Origin of the sequence: Novosphingobium olei (assembly GCF_037076535.1) — a bacterium.
GTDB lineage: Bacteria > Pseudomonadota > Alphaproteobacteria > Sphingomonadales > Sphingomonadaceae > Novosphingobium > Novosphingobium olei.
The window spans coordinates 2,692,369-2,710,162 of the sequence record NZ_AP029021.1 but is presented as its reverse complement, the minus strand read 5'-3'; the positions used below and the strand labels follow the sequence as shown (position 1 = coordinate 2,710,162).

The following is a 17,794-nucleotide window of genomic DNA, read 5'->3' as shown; positions in this document are numbered from 1 at the left end:
CGCAGGAGAGGTGAGGGCCATGACCCCGGAAGACATCAAGCAGTTCGTCGTCGATCTCTATGCCGCCAGCGGAGCGGGCGACTGGGACAAGGTGGCGACGATGCTGACCGACGATTTCTTCGTCAGCGAAGCCGACACGCTGCCGATGAAGGGCGTCTATCGCGGCAAGAACGCGCTGCGCGAGCTGTTCACCACGGTGATGGGCATGATGGACGTTGCCGGGCTGGAAATCGTCGAAACCTGCGCGGGCAAGGACCATGCGGTGACGATCCTGTCGTTCCAGTTTGCCGACCCGTCGCTCGCTCCGGCCGAACTGTGCGAACTGTTCCGCTTCCGCGACGGCAAGGTCTGCGAGATCAAGCCCTACTATTACGATCCCGCGCCGATCGTGGCTGCGTGTGCCGCCAAGGCGGCTGCCGTCGCCAACGCCTGAGCCGGCGAGCCAGCAAGGAACGGCAAGCGGCTGGAAAGCCGTTTGTTTTCCGCCGGATCGGTTACGATGCCGGTCCGAGCGGTGCTGCAACTGCAACGATTGCGAAAGGGTTTTCGCCTAGTCGGGCAGAGTGAGCAGGATTCTCGACACGAGCCCCGCGGCGCTGCCGCAAAAGCTGCCGGCGCTGGCCGTCCTTGGCGTTACCGAACCCGGCGACGGCGACTGGGGAAGGCTGCGCGGGCTGCAGTATTCCAGCCTGGCGCGGCTGACTCCGGCGCGGCTCGTTGCCCATGTCCTTGCCGCGCTGCTGACCGTGCAGGCGCTCGCCGGGACGATCCATCTCGCGCTGCTGATCGGCTGGGTTGCGCTGGTGATCGCGACGCTGATCTATGGCGTGCGCTTCGACCGCAGCCTGGAAGATGCCGACCGCCGCCGCATGGCCCGGCGCGAAGTGCACCAGCAGACGGTCAGCACGGTGGCGCTGGCGCTGGTGTGGATCGTGCCGATGGCCGGGTTCGGACCGTTCTGCAGCGAAACGCAGCGCATGACGATGTGGGCGATCATGGCGCTGCTGATGGCCGGCACCTCGGTCGCCTTTGCCGCCGCGCCGCTGGGAGCGGTCCTGTTCTGTGCAATCTTGGGAATTGCCGGGCTTGCCACGTTTGCCCTGAGCGGCAACCTCGTCGCCGCGTTCGTCGCGCTGACCTTCTCGATCATCGTTGCGGTCGGCAGCTTGGAAGCGGCGCGCACGTTCCTGGGGGGCAAGGTGGCCGAGGCGAACATCGCCGAGAAGAGCGAGGTCGTTTCGCTGCTGCTGCGCGAGTTCGAGGAAGGCGAGGCCGACTGGCTGTGGCAGGTGGATGGTGCGCGCCGGGTGCGATCGGTATCGCCGCGCTTCGCCTTCGCGCTGGGACAGGATCCCGAGGACCTGGAAGGCAAGCCGCTGATCCAGCTCGTCGCCGGGCCATCGTGGGAAAGCGGCCACTTCGATTCCTCGCTCCACGACCTGGCCGAAAAGCTCAAGCGGCGGGAAAGCTTTTCCAACCTGCTGGTGCGGGTGACGCTGCATGGCCAGCACCGCTGGTGGGAGCTGTCCGCATCGCCCAAGGTGGACGACAACGGCACTTTCGCCGGTTTCCGGGGCGTGGGCTCGGACGTGACCGAGCAACGCGAAAGCAGCGAGAAGATCGCCTACCTGGCGCGCTACGATACGCTGACCGCCTTGCCCAATCGCATGATGCTCACCGAGACGCTGGGCGCAGCCATGACGGCGGCGGCTCAGTGGCGCACGCGCTGCGCCTTCCTGATGATCGACCTCGACCGGTTCAAGGCCGTCAACGATACGCTGGGCCACCTCGTGGGTGACCAGCTGCTGGCGCGCGTTTCTGAGCGGCTGAAGGCGCTGATGACCGAGAACGAGCTTTGCGGGCGGCTTGGCGGCGACGAGTTCGCCATCGTGATCCGCGATGCATCGGATACAGAGCGCCTGCATGCGGTGGCGCAGGCAGTGATCTACACCCTGTCGCAACCCTATGAGATCGATCACCACACGCTTTATGTCGGCGCCAGCGTCGGATCGGCGATCGGCCCGCGCGACGGCGCCACGGTCGAGACGCTGATGCGCAACGCCGACCTGGCGCTCTATCGCGCCAAGGACGAAGGCGGCGGGCAACACTGCACCTACGAGCCTTCGCTCCACGCCCACGCCGAGGAAAGGCGCCAGCTCGAATTCTCGATGCGGCGCGCGCTCGAACGCGGCGAATTCGCGCTGCACTACCAGCCGGTGGTCGATGCCGCGAGCGAGCAGGTGGTGAGCTTCGAGGCCCTGCTGCGCTGGAACAGCGCCGAACACGGATTCGTCAGCCCGGCCAAGTTCATCCCGCTTGCCGAGGATACCCGCCTGATCGTGCCGATCGGCGAATGGGTCTTGCGCACGGCCTGCATCGAGGCGTGCAACTGGCCGTCCCACGTGAAGGTTGCCGTCAACGTGTCGGGCGAACAATTGCTCGATCCGTATTTCGCCGAAGTGGTGGTGAGCGCGCTGGCGCAGAGCGGGCTCGCGCCCCATCGGTTGGAGATCGAGGTGACCGAGAGCGTTTTCGTGCGCGATGGCACCGCGGCGCAGTCCACGCTCGAGCGGATCATGTCGCTTGGCTGCGGGGTGGCACTCGACGATTTCGGGACGGGCTATTCCTCGCTCGGCTACCTGCGCAAGATGCGCTTCTCGACGATCAAGGTCGATCGCAGCTTCGTGCAGGGCGCGGCGGTGAACAATGCCGAAAGCCTGGCCATCGTGCGCGCGGTCGTCGCGATGGCCGATAGCCTGGAAATGTCGACGACGGCCGAAGGCGTCGAGACCGAGAAGGAGCTGGAGACGATCCGCCGTCTCGGCTGCAAGAAGGTGCAGGGCTTCTTCTTCGGCCGCCCGATGGCCGCGAAGGACGCACTGGCCCTGTTCAACCAGGTAGCGATCCGCGAACGCGGCGCGGCCTGAGCGTTGCGGTGGGGCGCCCGCAAAAGCGGGCGCGCCGGGTTCAGGCCAGCGTGTTGAGGCCGTGCAGCACGCTTTCGAACAGCTTGCGACCGTCGCTGCCGCCGTGCGCAGGCTCGATCATCCGCTCGGGATGCGGCATCATGCCGAGCACGTTACCCTTTTCGTTGAGCACGCCGGCGATGTCGCGCTGCGAGCCGTTGCAGGCTTCGAGATAGCGGAACGCGACGCGGCCTTCGCCTTCGAGCCGGTCCAGCGTTTCGGCATCGGCGTAGTAGTTGCCGTCATGGTGCGCCACGGGAATCGTGATCGTCTGCCCCGGCAGGTAGGCCGAGGTGAACAGCGAGCTGGCGTTTTCGACCTTCAGCTTCACGTCGCGGCAGACGAAGCGGATGCCGGCATTGCGCATCAGCGCGCCGGGCAGCAGCCCGGCTTCGGTCAACACCTGGAAGCCGTTGCACACGCCGAGCACCGGCACGCCGCGGCCGGCCTGTTCGACCACCGCCTGCATCACCGGCGAACGCGCGGCCATCGCGCCCGAGCGCAGGTAATCCCCATAGGAGAAGCCGCCGGGCAGAGCGATCAGGTCAAGCCCATCGGGCAGGGCGGCATCGCCGTGCCACACGCGGTGCACGGTGCCGCCGCTGATCTCCTCGATCGCCACCGCCATGTCGCGGTCGCAATTCGATCCGGGGAAGGTGATGACGGCCGCGGTAAAGGGCATCAGGCGGCAACCTTTTCGATGCGGTAGTTTTCGATGACCATGTTGGCGAGCAGCTTGCGGCACATTTCGTCAAGCGCCTCGTCGGCGATGGTGTCGGCCACGTCCAGCTCGATCAGGCGGCCGGCGCGCACATCGTTGACGCCATCGAAGCCCAGCCCTTCCAGCGCATGGTGGATGGCGCGGCCCTGGGGATCGAGCACGCCGTTCTTGAGGCTGACGTGAACGCGGACTTTCATGGGCAACGGGCCTTTCGGACTGCAAGTGCGGAGGACTCGCGCGGCCCTATGCCTCCAAGTCGCCGCAAGGGCAAGGTTGGCGGGCATTGCTTAGCTGCCTTGCGTTCCCAATTCACCGCAAGGCGTCTATGGGGCAGGGAATCGCACCATCCCAGCAGGACCAGTTTCCATGAAGTTCTTCGTCGACACCGCCGATACCGCCGAAATCGCAGACCTCGCCGCCACCGGCCTGCTCGACGGGGTGACCACCAACCCTTCGCTGATCGCCAAGTCGGGCAAGGACTTCATCGAAGTGACCAAGGAGATCTGCAAGATCACCCACGGTCCGGTCTCGGCCGAAGTGGTCGCTCTGGACCACGCCGGGATGATGCGTGAGGCCGAAGTGCTGCGCAAGATCGCCGACAACGTGTGCATCAAGGTGCCGCTGACGATCGACGGGCTCAAGACCTGCAAGAAGCTGACCGGCGATGGCACCATGGTCAACGTCACGCTGTGCTTCTCGGCCAACCAGGCGCTGCTCGCCGCCAAGGCCGGCGCGACGTTCGTTTCGCCCTTCGTTGGCCGTCACGACGACAACGGCTTCGACGGCATGGACCTGATCCGCGACATCCGCCTGATCTATGACAACTACGCCTTCGAGACCGAAATCCTGGTCGCCTCGATCCGCCACGGCGTCCACGTGCTGGAAAGCGCCAAGATCGGTGCCGACGTGATCACCGCGCCGCCCGCCGTGATCAAGGGGCTGTTCAAGCATGTCCTGACCGAAAAGGGCATCGAAGGCTTCCTTGCGGACTGGGCCAAGACCGGGCAATCAATTGGTTGATTGACTTGAAGGGCGTCCCCGCGCAGGCGGGGGCCTCGTTCGGCGAGGCGCGTTACCGCTGTGGGTTGGCGTCCTTGCACGGACCCACAGGGTAAAGCGATGCGCGACGAAACTCCTCTCGACCAGTTCCGCTCCGTTCTTGCCGGAACGGCGCGGGCGCTTGCCGACGAGCCGGAAATCGAGGTTGCCTGGACCGCCGATGGCGCCAGCCAGTCCGGCGGAAACATGCGCGTTCCGATGCCCGGCCGCTCGCTGCCTGCGGAACAGGTGGCCGAAGCGCGCGGTTTTGCCGATTCGATGGCGTTGCGCCTGCGCCTGCACAACGAAGCCGTGCACCGCGCCGGGGCACCGGCCGAACCGGTGGCGCGCGCCGCCTATGACGCGATCGAACAGGTCCGCTACGAAGCGCTCGGCTCGGAGGGCTATGCCGGGATTCGCGGCAACATCGGCGCGGCAACCGACGTTCGCGTCGCTTCGGATCCGATTGCCCGAGCGGGCAAGCCCGAGGACGTGCCCCTGCCGACCGCGCTGGCGCTGCTGCTGCGCGAAAAGCTGACGGGCGAACCGGTGCCGGAAGCCGCGCAGCTCGGCACCGCAATGGTGCGCAGCTGGATCGAGGCGCGCGCGGGCGACGATTTCGCGGCACTGGCGGATTCCTTGCAAGACCAGAAGGCGTTCCAGAAGCTGGCGCTCGACATGCTCGGCCATCTCGAGATGACGCGCTCGGACGAAATCGACCAGCCCGAGGCCGACGAGGACGAAGGCGAGGACGAGGAGCAGGAGGGCGAGGAAGAGCCCGAGGGCGGCGAGGACAACCAGGAGCAGCAGCCGAGCGAAGTCGCCGGCGATACCTCGGAAGGCGACGAGGACAGCGAGACCGAGCAGCAGCTCGAGGATGCCGAGGACGATGCCGAGGCCGACATGGCCGACGATGGCGAGGAGGGCATGCTTCCCACCCGCCCGAACCGGCAGTGGACCGACATCCCCGATACCTTCGACTACAAGGCCTATACCGAGCAGTTCGACGAAGTCATCGCCGCCACCGACCTGTGCGACGAGGAAGAGCTGACGCGGCTGCGCGCCTATCTCGACGCGCAGCTCAAGGGGCTGCAGAGCATCGTCTCCAAGCTTGCCAACCGGTTGCAGCGCCGGCTGATGGCGCAGCAGAACCGGTCGTGGGACTTCGACCAGGAAGAAGGCATGCTCGATGCCGCGCGGCTGGCCCGCGTGGTGATCTCGCCCGGCCATTCGCTGTCGTACAAGATCGAGCGCGACGTCGAGTTCAAGGATACCGTCGTCACGCTGCTGATCGACAATTCGGGCTCGATGCGCGGACGGCCGATCTCGATCGCGGCGATCAGCGCCGACATCATGGCGCGCACGCTGGAGCGCTGCGGGGTGAAGACCGAGATCCTCGGCTTCACCACCCGCGCGTGGAAGGGCGGGCAGAGCCGCGAACAGTGGCTCGCAGGCGGCAAGCCCGCGCAGCCGGGCCGCCTCAACGACTTGCGTCACATTGTCTACAAGAAGGCGGACGAGCCCTGGCGCCGGGCGCGCAAGAACCTTGGCCTGATGATGCGCGAGGGCCTGCTCAAGGAAAACATCGACGGCGAGGCGCTGCTGTGGGCGCACAACCGCCTGCTCGCCCGCCAGGAAGACCGCCGCATCCTGATGGTCATTTCCGACGGCGCGCCGGTCGACGATTCGACGCTCAGCGTGAACAGCGCGGGCTATCTCGAACTGCACCTGCGCCGCGTGATCGACTGGATCGAGAAGCAGAGCCCGGTCCAGCTGGTCGCCATCGGCATCGGCCACGACGTGACGCGCTACTACCGCCGCGCCGTGACGATCATGGATGTCGAGCAATTGGGCGGCACGATGGTCGAACAACTCGCCGGGTTGTTCGAGGACGAATGAGCTTGACCGAAAGCGCTTAACCGATCAATTAAATCGCAAGCAACCTTTCGGGGGAGAGTCCTGTCATGTCCACCGCCACGCTCGAAGCGGCGCCTGCCGCCGCGGCCACGCAGATGTCCGTTTCCGATGCGGTCCTTTCGCGCCGTTCGATCCGTGCGTTCAAGGATACGCCGGTGCCGCTGGAGGTGCTGCGCCGGATCATGGACAAGGCGCGCTGGGCGCCGTCGGGCTGCAATTTCCAGCCGTGGGAAGCGACGATTCTGACCGGGGAGCCGCTGAAGGCGCTGCAGGCCAAGATCCTGCAGAGCCCGCCGCAGGACCCGATCGAATACAGCTTTTCCGATCCCGAAGTGATCCCCGAATGCAAGGCCCGTTTGCAGGCCGTCGGCGCGGCGATGTACACGGCGATGAACATCGGCCGCGGCGACAAGGACGCCCGCCTGGAGTTCATGCAGAAGAATGCCACCTCGTTCGGCGCGCCGGCGCTGCTGGTGTGCTACATGGATCGCCGCAACAGCGCGCCGCAGTGGTCGGACACCGGCATGTGGCTGCAGACGATCATGCTGCTGGCACGCGAGGAAGGGCTCGACACGTGCCCGCAGGAGTTCCTGTCGCTCTACGCCCGGCTCATCAAGGAGCACATCGGCGTATCGGACGAGAGCCACATCCTGTTCTGCGGCATCGCCATCGGCTATCGCGAAGAGGACGAGGCGGTGAACAATTTCCCCCGCGAGCGCGAGCCGGTCGACGGCAACGTCCGCTTCCTGGGCTTCTGACCTTCAATCACCGGAACAACACCATGGACGTTTCCCAAGCTGTCGAGACGCGGCGCTCGATCCGCGCCTTCCTGCCCGATGCGATCGATCGCACCGTGATCGAGCGCGTGCTCGAAAAGGCGCAGCGTTCGCCGTCGGGCGGCAACACCCAGCCGTGGCATGCGGTGGTGATCGCGGGCGAGCCGCTGAAGCGTTTGGTGGAAGAGACGGCCAAGGTGATCCCGGAAGGCACCAAGGCGCACGCGCCCGAATACAACATCTATCCGCCCGAGCTGGACGGCGCCTATGCCGAGCGCCGGTTTGGCGTGGGCGAGGCGATGTATGCTGCGCTGAACATCCCGCGCGAGGACAAGAAGGGCCGCCTGTCGCGCTTCATGGCCAACTTCCGCGCCTTTGACGCGCCGGTCCTGATGCTGGTCCACACGCCGCGCTACATGGGCCCGCCGCAATGGTCGGACATCGGCATGTGGTTGCAGACGGTCATGCTGTTGCTGCGCGAGGAGGGGCTCGATTCCTGCGCTCAGGAAGCCTGGGCGATCTACCAGAAGCAGATCCGCGCCTGCGTCGATATTCCCGAAGACCACGTGTTCTTCTGTGGCCTGTCGATCGGCAAGCGCGACGAAAGCGATCCGATCAACGCCTTCCCGGTGCCGCGCGCGCCGCTGTCCGAAGCGGTGCGGTTCGAAGGCTTCTGACCCGCAGGCGGCCCCGGCGCCGCCGGGACGCTGCGCCCGCGGACGTCGGGTTCGTACAATTCGCTTGGACGCCAATGCGCTAGCTCCGCCATTGCGCCAATGGCGCTTGCGTGGGGCGCGCACGCGTCCATAACCGGCTGCGGGGACGCGTGCCGGGGAAGCGCGCGTTGGGGAAGGGGGAAGCCGACGATGCCGGACAGCCAGGACCAGCCGATCGGCCAGCGCCTTGCCGGTGGCACGCGCCAGCTCGGCCTGCAGCGCGTGGCGGTCCTGCTGCTGCTGCTGGCGATCGGTGTGCTGGTGGCGCTGGTCAGCTGGCGGCTGCCGCTGCTGCGCGACGCCGAATCCGCGCTCTACGACTTGCGCGTGGCGACGCTGGCGCGGGCGGTCGATACCGACAAGCGCATCACGCTGGTGGTCTATACCCCCGATACCAACCGCAAGACGGGCAAGATCTCGCCCGTGGACCGCACGATGATGGCGCAGGCGATCGCCAATATCGACAAGCTGGGCGCCAAGGCGGTGGGCGTCGACGTGCTGCTCGACAGTCCGCAGGCCGACGATCCTGTGCTCCATGCCGCGCTGGCGCAAGTGAAGGTGCCGGTATTCCTCGCCTTCACCACCAACAAGGCGAGCCCCGAGAACATCACCTGGGAGCAGGAACAGGACCTGCGCCGCACCATCGCAGCAGTGCGCGGGCCTACCGTACGCCCGGCGTCCATCCTGCTCGACAACGATTACGACAACGTCTCGCGGCGCTGGCCGGCGCGCAAGCCGGGGATGCCGCTGCTGCTGTCGATGGCGATGACCGAGGCGACCGGAGAGAGCGATTCCCGCTTTACCGGCTATACCGGCCCGATCCGCTTCCGACGCCCCGCTTCGAGCGACCGCCCGGTGTTTGACGAGCTGCCGATCGACTTCGTCGCCGATCCCGAAACGGCCGCCTTCGCGCAGGAGCAGATCAAGGGCCGCTATGTGCTGATCGGCGCGCACTTTTCCGATTTCGACAAGTTCGACACGCCGTTCACCCGCACCAACACGCGCATCATGGGCGAAACCCAGACGATCGGCGTTGCCATCCATGCCGCGATGCTGGCGCAAGTGCTCGACCATGCGCGGCCGCGCGATGTGCCGATGGTCGCCAAGCTCGGCTTTGCGTTGCTGGCCGTGGGGCTGGGCGCGCTGACCGCGCTCGCCCGGGCGCGCACATGGCTGCTTTCGCTGTTCGTGGTGGTGCAGCTTGGCGTCGTGCTGCTGCTGCCCTTCGTGATGCAGCGCGCCGGGTTCGACACGTTGAACCTGCCGGCGTTCGGCTGGTTCGTGGGCTGGCTGCTCGGCTACCTGGCGGTCAGTTCGGCCTTGCGCGCACTCAACGCCGCGCAGCGCGAATTCGCACAGGGGGCGCTGGGCAAGTACCTGCCCGCCTCGATCGCCAACGAGATCATGCGCAACCCCGAACGGTTGCAGTTGCATGGTGAAAAGCGCGCGATCTTCTGCCTGTTCTCCGATCTCGAAGGGTTCACCAAGCTGACCCATGCGGTCGAGCCGGAGATGATCGCGCGCCTGCTCAACGATTATCTCGACCGGCTTTCGGCGGTGGTGCTGCAGTACGGCGGCACGCTCGACAAGTTCGTGGGCGATGCCGTTGTTGCGTTCTGGGGCGCGCCGCTCGCCAAGCCCGACGATGGCGAGCGCGCGATCGCCGCCGCCATCGCGATGTACCAGGCGGGCGAGGAGTTCCGCCGTGCCGTGCCCGAAGGCGTGCCGCCGATTGGTCGCACCCGCGTGGGCGTTCATTATGGCGAGGCGATCGTCGGCAATTTCGGCGGCGAGGGGCGGATCCAGTATACCGCGCTGGGCGATGCGATGAACACCGCCGCGCGGCTGGAAGGCGCGAACAAGACGCTCGACACCACCGTGCTGGTCAGCCGCGAGGCGCTGGAGCACGTGGGCCAGGCGAGCGATCGTGCCGGCCAGCCGCGTTTCCGCCCGATGGGCACGGTCACGCTGCGCGGCCGCTCCACCCCGGTCGAGGTGTTCGAGCCGCTGCCGCCCGGTGATGCGCGCGAAGCTGTGCTGGCCGAAGAGCTGGTCGCGGCTCACCGTAACGGCGATGGCGTGGCGGTGCGCAACGTCACAGAACGAATCACGCAAGCCGCTAAGGATGATCGGGCGCTGGCGAATCTTGCCGCCCGCCTTGCACAAGCGCACGAAGGAGAAAGTCATGCCCTGGGTTGATGCCGCCAAGCTCCGCAAGCCCCTTGCCCTCGCCGCCGGCGCGCTCGCGCTCGTGGCGGGCCATGCGGCGATGGCGCAGGCCGTCGTGGTGCGCTCGACCGGACCTTCGGCCGCGCAGTACCCGATGGGCAAGAAGCTGCCGGCCAGCGGGACGCTGGCGCTCAAGGCGGGCGACCATGTCACCGTGATCGACAAGTCGGGCACCCGCGTGCTCAACGGCCCTGGCGCGTTCCCGGTGACTGCTGCGGTCAGCCGCGATCAGGCTGGCGCGCTGGCCGTGGCGCAGATGGCGACGGTTCCGGGCGGCGCCCGCGTGCGCACCGGGGCGGTACGCGGCGCGCCCGTTCCTGCCGCCGAGCCGGCGAGCGGGCCGGATTCGATCTGGTACCTGGACGTGACCAAGGGCGGCACCTTCTGCGTCGCCGATCCGCGCCAGGTGGTGCTGTGGCGCCCCGATGCAGTCGAAACCGGCATGGGCAAGCTGACGGGCGCTGATGGCACCAGCGCCGATGTCACGTGGAATGCGGGCAATCCGCTCAAGCTGTGGCCCAGCGACACGCTGCCGATCATCGATGGGCAGTCCTATGGCTTCCGCAACCCGGTTGGCCGCACCGTGGCGATCAAGATCAAGCTGCTGGCGCAAGTGCCGACTGACGGGCTCGGCATGGCGAGCCTGCTGGCCGACAGCGGCTGCACCGCGCAGCTCGATGTGATGGCCAACAGCGCCGTCGGCGGCTGAACCGCCGCGCTTGACCGAAAGCGCCCGGAGCGGGCAAGGCGCTTGGCCATGGAAAACGCTGCCCGCCCGCTGACGCTGTTCAACAGCCTGACCCGCGCCCTTGAACCCTTCGTGCCGGTGCACGAGGGGGAGGCGCGCGTCTATTCGTGCGGGCCGACGGTCTACAACTATCCCCACATCGGCAACATGCGCGCCTATGTCTTTGCCGACGTTCTGGGGCGGACGCTGAGCTTCAAGGGCTACAAGCTCGCCCACGTCATCAACATCACCGACGTCGGCCACCTGATCGACGATGCGGACGATGGCGAGGACAAGATGGAGCGGATGGCGGCGGCTCAGAAGCAGTCGATCTGGGACATCGCCGAGCATTACAAGCAGGCCTACTGGGCCGATGTGCGCGCGCTCAACATCCGCCAGCCGGCGCGCTGGACGATCGCCACCGACTATGTGCCTGCGATGATCGACTTTGCGAAGAAGATCGCACCGCAGCACTGCTACGAGCTGGACAGCGGGCTCTACTTCGACGTTTCGACCGTGGCCGACTATGGCCGGCTGGCGCGCGCGCAGACCGAGGAAGGGGAGGGGCGCATCGAGGCGGTAGAAGGCAAGCGCAACGCCGCCGACTTCGCGATCTGGCGCAAGACTCCGGCGGGCGAGACGCGGCAGATGGAATGGGACAGCCCCTGGGGTCGCGGCGCGCCGGGCTGGCATCTCGAATGCTCGGTCATGTCGGGCGAAGTTCTCGGCTTCCCCTTCGATATCCACACCGGCGGCATCGACCACCGCGAAATCCACCACCCCAACGAGATCGCGCAGAACCAGGCGTTCTGCTGCACCAACGGGCTTTCGGTGCCGAGCAACAGCGGCGCGAAAGTGTGGATGCACAACAACTTCCTGGTCGAACGCAGCGGCAAGATGAGCAAGTCGTCGGGGGAATTCCTGCGGCTGCAACTGCTGATCGACAAGGGCTACCACCCGCTCGCCTACCGAATGCTGTGCCTGCAGGCGCACTATCGCAGCGAGCTGGAATTCAGCTGGGATGGGCTGGGCGCCGCGCTGACCCGGCTCAAGCGGCTAGTGCTGGCCGTGGCGCAACTGAAAGAGCGGGCAGGTGATGCCGCCCAAACCGCGCCGGGGCCGAAGTTCGCGCCCCTGCTCGACAAGTTCGACGCCGCGATTTCAGACGATCTCAATACGTCGGTGGCGCTGACCGTGCTCGACGAGATCGTGGCGGTGAAGAAGGTCGATCCGGCAGAAAAGCTCGCGGCAATCGCGGCGGTCGATGCGGTGCTCGGGCTGGACCTGCTCGATCTCGATCGCGCTGCGCTGCGCCTGCGCCCCAAGGGTGTCGAGATCGACGAAGCCGAGATCGAGGCGGTGCTTGCGGAACGCAAGGCGGCGCGCGCCGAAAAGGATTTCGCCCGCTCCGATGCTCTGCGCGATGAACTTGCCGCCAAGGGCGTCGAGGTGATGGACGGCGATCCGCTCGGCTGGGAATGGAAGGTGGGCTGAGGCTACCGCTTCGGGACGATCGTCAGCTTGTACGGTATGTACAGCAGAACCTCCGACAGCCCCGCGCGCGCCCATTCTACTGGACGATTCAGACCTTCGATCTCTACTCCATAATCTGGTCCCAACTTGGCAGCCATTGTCTTGGCGTCGGCGGCAACGATATCGGCAATGGCCGGACGGTACTGGTCGGGCCCGACAATCGAGAGGCTGAGGTCGCCAGTCGTTTCCATCAGCGCACGCCCGGCAGGCTGGACTGATTTCACGAAGGTATTGATCCTGCCTTGTGCGCCCCTTGCATCGCCGCCAGACTGCAAAGGCGCTTTCACCAGGAAGACGATCTTCTGGGAATCCGGACGATTGTCCCGAGCGAGCGACAAGTCGCGGTAGTTCTTGAGAGTGACCGCCTGGATCGTGGTTTCGCCGAACGCCAACGCGACGCCAGCCTTGGGTGCAGCCTCGATGGCGGAAGCGAGCATGGCATAGATCTCACTGGCCCGCTTTTCCGGATCGCGGGTATCTCCGGTGATGGTCACTTCCTGGACGGCGAAATCGGCAGTGCGGCGAAGGCCGACGGCGGGGCGGTTTATATCGAAATCATCGGCTTCGCGCCGTTGCGCGGTCACTATGATCTCGCTCATTTCTGCTTGGGCGAGAGCGGTGGTTGTCGACAAAAGCATGGTGGCAGTCAGTGCCAACGAAAAAACTGCCTTCACCTCTGTGCTCTCCCCGCTAGCGTAGTTGCAAAAGAACGCGAGCAGGAGAGCGAAGTCAATGACAGCCGGTCGAACCATCCTCGTCGCCAATGCCATGGTTGCGCCGCTGATTGCGTCGCGCTTGCCCGACTGGGTCGATCTGCGGACGTTTCGCCATACCGAGGAACTGTTCGACCTCGCGCCCGAAGCGGAGATCGGCTGGTTCGATCTCGACAAGAAGGCCCCGATGGCCGAGGCGGTGCGGCGCGCGACGAAGCTGCGCTGGCTGAACTCGATCTACGCCGGGGTCGATGGCATGCCGCTCGATGTCATGGCGGAGCGTGGCGTGATCTACACCAACGGCGTCGGCATCAACGCGGTGACCATCGCCGAATATGTGGTGATGGGCATGCTGACCGTGGCCAAGGGCTATCGCGAGGTGGTGCGCGCGCAGGATCGGCATGAGTGGCTCATGGATTCGCCCGGCAAGGTCGAACTTGCCGGCAGCCGCGCGCTGCTGCTGGGCTATGGCGCGATCGGGCAGCGGGTCGACCGCATCCTTTCGGCGATGGATGTCGAGGTGGTGAAGGTGCGCCGTTCGGGCGGGGAGGGCGCGCTCGGCCCCGACGCATGGCGCGCGCAGCTTGGCACGTTTGACTGGGTTATCCTTGCCGTGCCCGCAACGGCCGAAACCGACGGCATGATCGGCGCGGCCGAGCTTGCCGCGATGAAGTCCGGCGCGGTGCTGGTCAACGTCGCGCGCGGCACCGTGGTCGATCAGGCGGCGCTGGTCGAAGCGCTTGAGGCGATGCGCATCGGCGCGGCGTTCCTCGACGTGACCACGCCCGAGCCGCTGCCCGCCGATCATCCGCTGTGGGCGCTGCCCAATGCGCACGTCACGATGCACCTTTCGGGCCGGGCGCAGGACAAGATGTTCCAGCGCTCGGCGGCGCGTTTCCTCGAAAACCTCGAACGCTATCGTCGGGGTGAGCCGCTGTCACCGCAGGTCGACCTCGCGCTTGGCTACTGACTCTTTTCCTGTCGTCGATCGGATGGGGTGACGCGGGGGCCCGGCTTTGATACGCCTTGCCTCAGGGGGCAGGCCAGGCATGGGCCTTTGAACGACCGGACCGCCCCGTGGGTCGCGACGTTGGGGAGAAGGAGCGCCGGTGGCCCCGCGCGTTTTCCTGAAGTGCGGGAGCGATCCGAATGGCGGAAAACGGTGCAGGGACCAAGGCGTCCGACCTCTTCGTGCAGTGCCTGGAAGAAGAGGGCTGCGAATACATCTTCGGCGTTCCGGGCGAGGAGAACCTCGACTTTCTCGATTCGCTTTCGCGCTCGAAGCAGATCAAGCTGATCCTTACCCGCCACGAACAGGGTGCGGGCTTCATGGCGGCAACGTATGGGCGGCACACCGGCAAGACCGGGGTGTGCATCGCGACGCTGGGGCCGGGGGCGACCAACTTCGTCACCGCTGCGGCCTATGCCACGCTCGGCGGCATGCCGATGCTGATGATCACCGGGCAGAAGCCGATCAAGAAGTCCAAGCAGGGCCGCTTCCAGATCCTCGACGTCGTCTCGATGATGCAGCCGATCACCAAGTTCACCCACCAGATGGCAAGCTCGGACAACATCCCCAGCCGCGTGCGCGAAGCCTATCGCCTTGCGGAAGAGGAAAAGCCCGGCGCGACCCACATCGAACTGCCCGAGGACATCGCCGACGAGCACACCACCTCGGTGCCGCTGAAGCGCAGCCAGGTGCGCCGGCCGACCGCCGACGTGAAATCGATCCAGCAGGCCGTCGCCGCATTGGAAGGTGCCAATGCGCCGGTGCTGGTGATCGGCGCGGGCGCGAACCGCAAGATGACCGGCAAGATGCTGCGCGAATTCGTCGAGAAGACCGGCATCCCCTTCCTCACCACGCAGCTGGGCAAGGGCGTGATCGACGAACGTCACCCGCGCTTCCTCGGCTGCGCGGCGCTGTCGGCGGGCGATTTCGTGCACCGCGCGGTGGAGGATGCGGACCTGATCATCAACGTCGGCCACGACGTGATCGAAAAGCCGCCGTTCTTCATGCGCGAAGGGGGAACGCCCGTCATCCACGTGTCGACCAAGACGGCCGAAGTCGATCCGGTCTATTTCCCCAGCATCGAGGTGATCGGTGATATCGCCAACGCCATCTGGCAGATGAAGGAAGCGATCACGCCGAATCCTGCGTGGAATTTCGACAAGATGCTGTCCTATCGCGCGGCGGAAGTTGCCCACACCGCGCCACTTGCCGCCGATGCCCGCTTCCCGGTGTTTCCGCCGCACCTGGTGCAATCGGTGCGCGATACGATGCCGGAAGACGGGATCATCTGCCTCGACAACGGGGTCTACAAGATCTGGTTCGCGCGCGGCTACACCGCCTACCAGCCCAACACCGTGCTGCTCGACAACGCGCTGGCGACGATGGGGGCGGGGCTGCCCTCGGCGATGATGAGCGCGATGCTCTATCCGGATCGCAAGGTGATGGCGATCTGCGGCGACGGCGGGTTCATGATGAACAGCCAGGAGATGGAGACCGCAGTGCGCCTGGGGCTCAACCTCACCGTGCTGATCCTCAACGACAGCGCCTATGGCATGATCCGCTGGAAGCAGGCCAACATGGGTTTCGAGGACTTCGGCCTGACCTACAACAACCCCGACTTCGTGAAGTATGCCGAAAGCTACGGGGCCAAGGGCTACCGTGTCGAAAGTGCCACCCACCTCAAGGAGTTGCTGGCGCATTGCCGCGATACGCCGGGCGTGCACCTGATCGACTGTCCGGTCGATTATTCGCAGAACGACCAGATCCTGAACAAGGACATCAAGGAACTTTCGAAGGCGCTGTAGGGATCGCGGCGGGAACAATGTCGTCACCCCGGCCTTGAGCCGGGGTCCCGCTTGTTCTCGCGGCGGGAAGGAAGAAAGCGGGATCCCGGGTCAGGCCCGGGATGACGGAGATTGGAAGGCCCTCATGAAGCTCAAGGACGTCTACCCGCTCTATCTCAACAACAAGGCGGTGCAGCCGAACACCGATCTTGCGGTGACCGACAAGTTCACCGGGGAGGTCGCGTTTCGCACCGCGCTTGCGACGCCCGATGTGATCGATGAAGCGATCGCCGGAGCCGTGCGCGCCGCGCCTGCCATGGCCAGGCTCGCTTCCTACGAAAAGCGCGACGTGCTCGATCACTGCGTCAGCCGCTTTACCGAGCGCAAGGACGAGCTGGCCTATGCCCTGTGCGTCGAGGCGGGCAAGCCCATCGCCGATTCCGAAGGCGAGGTCGGGCGCCTGATCGATACCTTCCGCATCGCGGCGGAAGAAGCCACGCGCAACTACGGCGAAGTCCAGCCACTCGACATATCCCCGCGCGCCAAGGGCTACATGGGCATGTGGAAGCGCGTGCCGATCGGCCCGTGCAGCTTCATCAGCCCGTTCAACTTTCCGCTGAACCTTGCCGCGCACAAGATCGCGCCCGCCATCGCGGTCGGCTGCCCCTTCGTGATGAAGCCTGCCAGCCTCACCCCGCTCGGCGCGATCATCATGGGCGAAGTGCTGGCCGAATGCGACGTGCTGCCCGAAGGCGCGTTCTCGATCCTGCCCGCCAGCCGCGACGGTGCCGACCTGTTCACCACCGACGAGCGGCTCAAGCTTCTGTCCTTCACCGGTTCACCGGGCGTCGGCTGGGACCTGAAGGCAAAGGCGGGCAAGAAGAAGGTCGTCCTCGAACTGGGCGGCAATGCGGCCGTCGTCGTCGACAAGGATGCTGATCTTGATCACGCGCTCGCCCGGATCATCTTCGGCGGATACTACCAGTCGGGCCAGAGCTGCATCCACGTCCAGCGGGTGATCATCCACGAGGACATCTACGACACTTTCCGCGACATGCTCACGGCCAAGGTCCGGACGCTCGTCGCCGGCGACCCCAAGAACCGCGATACGTTCATCGGCCCGATGATCTCGCAGAAGGAGGCCAGCCGGCTGAAGGGCTGGATCGATACCGCGGTTGCGGGCGGCGCTCGCCTTCTGGCAGGCGGCGGTTGCGAAGGCGCCATGCTGGAGGCCGCCCTGCTCGAGAACGTCGATCGCACGTCGGATCTCTATGTCGAGGAGGCATTCGGTCCGGTCGTCACGCTGTCGAAGTTCCGCACCTGGGAAGAAGCGCTGGCCGAGGTGAACGATTCGAAGTTCGGCCTGCAGGCCGGCCTGTTCACGCGCGATCTGCACAAGGTGCTCGACGCGTGGGACGAACTCGAGGTCGGCGGCGTGGTGGTCAACGACGTTTCGTCCTACCGCGTCGACAACATGCCCTATGGCGGGGTCAAGGATTCGGGCCTTGGCCGCGAAGGCGTGCGCTTCGCGATGGAAGACATGACCGAGATCCGCAACCTCGTGATCCGTCGCGCCTGAATCGGCCTTCGCCCGCGCCGTGGCGGTCTGGTGCACGGCGGGGCGGGGCAAGGGCTTGTTCGGAATGCCGATTTCACCGGGGACAA

15 protein-coding genes are annotated in these 17,794 nt (G+C 65.9%); 12 read left to right on the top strand and 3 right to left on the bottom strand.

From position 1 onward, the window contains the following. Positions 1-19: 19 nt before the first annotated feature. Both AACH40_RS12730 and AACH40_RS12725 read left to right on the top strand, forming a co-directional pair. The gene (locus AACH40_RS12730) at positions 20-433 is read left to right on the top strand and encodes a nuclear transport factor 2 family protein (RefSeq protein WP_169491934.1); all 414 of its coding nucleotides are present in this window, start codon (positions 20-22) and stop codon (positions 431-433) included. Between the two features lie 130 nt (positions 434-563). Next, on the top strand, positions 564-2,927 hold the full coding sequence (locus AACH40_RS12725; protein WP_338642726.1) for a putative bifunctional diguanylate cyclase/phosphodiesterase: 2,364 nt from the start codon (positions 564-566) through the stop codon (positions 2,925-2,927). 40 nt (positions 2,928-2,967) lie between these two features. Here AACH40_RS12725 and purQ read toward each other — a convergent pair whose 3' ends face one another. Both purQ and purS read right to left on the bottom strand, forming a co-directional pair. Next, a complete protein-coding gene (purQ, locus tag AACH40_RS12720) occupies positions 2,968-3,648 on the bottom strand; it encodes a phosphoribosylformylglycinamidine synthase subunit PurQ (RefSeq protein ID WP_338642725.1) in 681 nt (226 codons plus the stop codon). Continuing rightward, positions 3,648-3,884, bottom strand: a complete 237-nt coding sequence (gene purS / locus AACH40_RS12715; RefSeq protein ID WP_169491936.1) for a phosphoribosylformylglycinamidine synthase subunit PurS — start codon at positions 3,882-3,884, stop codon at positions 3,648-3,650. The genes purQ and purS overlap by 1 nt, the downstream gene beginning before the upstream one ends. Positions 3,885-4,053: 169 nt before the next feature. On the opposite strand from purS, the gene fsa reads away from it, so the two are divergent. The 7 genes from fsa to cysS all read left to right on the top strand — a co-directional run bounded on the left by fsa (position 4,054) and on the right by cysS (position 12,584). Beyond that, positions 4,054-4,707 carry a fructose-6-phosphate aldolase gene (fsa, locus tag AACH40_RS12710; RefSeq protein WP_169491937.1) on the top strand — a complete coding sequence of 218 codons (654 nt, stop codon included), beginning with the start codon at positions 4,054-4,056 and terminating at the stop codon, positions 4,705-4,707. A gap of 99 nt (positions 4,708-4,806) precedes the next feature. Continuing rightward, positions 4,807-6,624, top strand: a complete 1,818-nt coding sequence (gene cobT, locus AACH40_RS12705; protein ID WP_338642723.1) for a cobaltochelatase subunit CobT — start codon at positions 4,807-4,809, stop codon at positions 6,622-6,624. A gap of 65 nt (positions 6,625-6,689) precedes the next feature. Beyond that, entirely contained in the window at positions 6,690-7,400 is a 711-nt protein-coding gene (locus AACH40_RS12700; protein ID WP_338642721.1) for a nitroreductase, read from the top strand. A 23-nt stretch (positions 7,401-7,423) separates the two neighbouring features. Then, positions 7,424-8,095, top strand: coding sequence for a nitroreductase (locus tag AACH40_RS12695; protein WP_338642720.1), 672 nt, complete (start codon positions 7,424-7,426; stop codon positions 8,093-8,095). A gap of 189 nt (positions 8,096-8,284) precedes the next feature. Beyond that, positions 8,285-10,333 (top strand): adenylate/guanylate cyclase domain-containing protein, encoded by a 2,049-nt coding sequence (locus tag AACH40_RS12690; RefSeq protein WP_338642719.1) that lies wholly within the window; start codon positions 8,285-8,287, stop codon positions 10,331-10,333. After that, positions 10,320-11,072: a hypothetical protein gene (locus AACH40_RS12685; protein ID WP_169491941.1), complete on the top strand. Its 753-nt coding sequence runs from the start codon at positions 10,320-10,322 to the stop codon at positions 11,070-11,072. Before AACH40_RS12690 ends, AACH40_RS12685 begins: the two co-directional genes overlap by 14 nt. Positions 11,073-11,120: 48 nt before the next feature. Next, positions 11,121-12,584 (top strand): cysteine--tRNA ligase, encoded by a 1,464-nt coding sequence (gene cysS, locus AACH40_RS12680; protein ID WP_338642717.1) that lies wholly within the window; start codon positions 11,121-11,123, stop codon positions 12,582-12,584. A 2-nt stretch (positions 12,585-12,586) separates the two neighbouring features. Here the strand turns inward: cysS and AACH40_RS12675 are convergent, their stop codons facing one another. Next, positions 12,587-13,297 (bottom strand): TonB-dependent receptor, encoded by a 711-nt coding sequence (locus AACH40_RS12675; protein WP_338642715.1) that lies wholly within the window; start codon positions 13,295-13,297, stop codon positions 12,587-12,589. Between the two features lie 58 nt (positions 13,298-13,355). Between AACH40_RS12675 and AACH40_RS12670 the strand changes: the two genes are divergently transcribed. The 3 genes from AACH40_RS12670 to AACH40_RS12660 all read left to right on the top strand — a co-directional run bounded on the left by AACH40_RS12670 (position 13,356) and on the right by AACH40_RS12660 (position 17,708). Continuing rightward, positions 13,356-14,306 (top strand): D-2-hydroxyacid dehydrogenase, encoded by a 951-nt coding sequence (locus tag AACH40_RS12670; protein WP_338642714.1) that lies wholly within the window; start codon positions 13,356-13,358, stop codon positions 14,304-14,306. Between the two features lie 179 nt (positions 14,307-14,485). Next, positions 14,486-16,150, top strand: a complete 1,665-nt coding sequence (locus AACH40_RS12665) for an acetolactate synthase large subunit (protein ID WP_338642712.1) — start codon at positions 14,486-14,488, stop codon at positions 16,148-16,150. Positions 16,151-16,274: 124 nt separating this feature from the next. Beyond that, the gene (locus AACH40_RS12660) at positions 16,275-17,708 is read left to right on the top strand and encodes an aldehyde dehydrogenase family protein (RefSeq protein WP_338642711.1); all 1,434 of its coding nucleotides are present in this window, start codon (positions 16,275-16,277) and stop codon (positions 17,706-17,708) included. Positions 17,709-17,794: the final 86 nt, after the last annotated feature.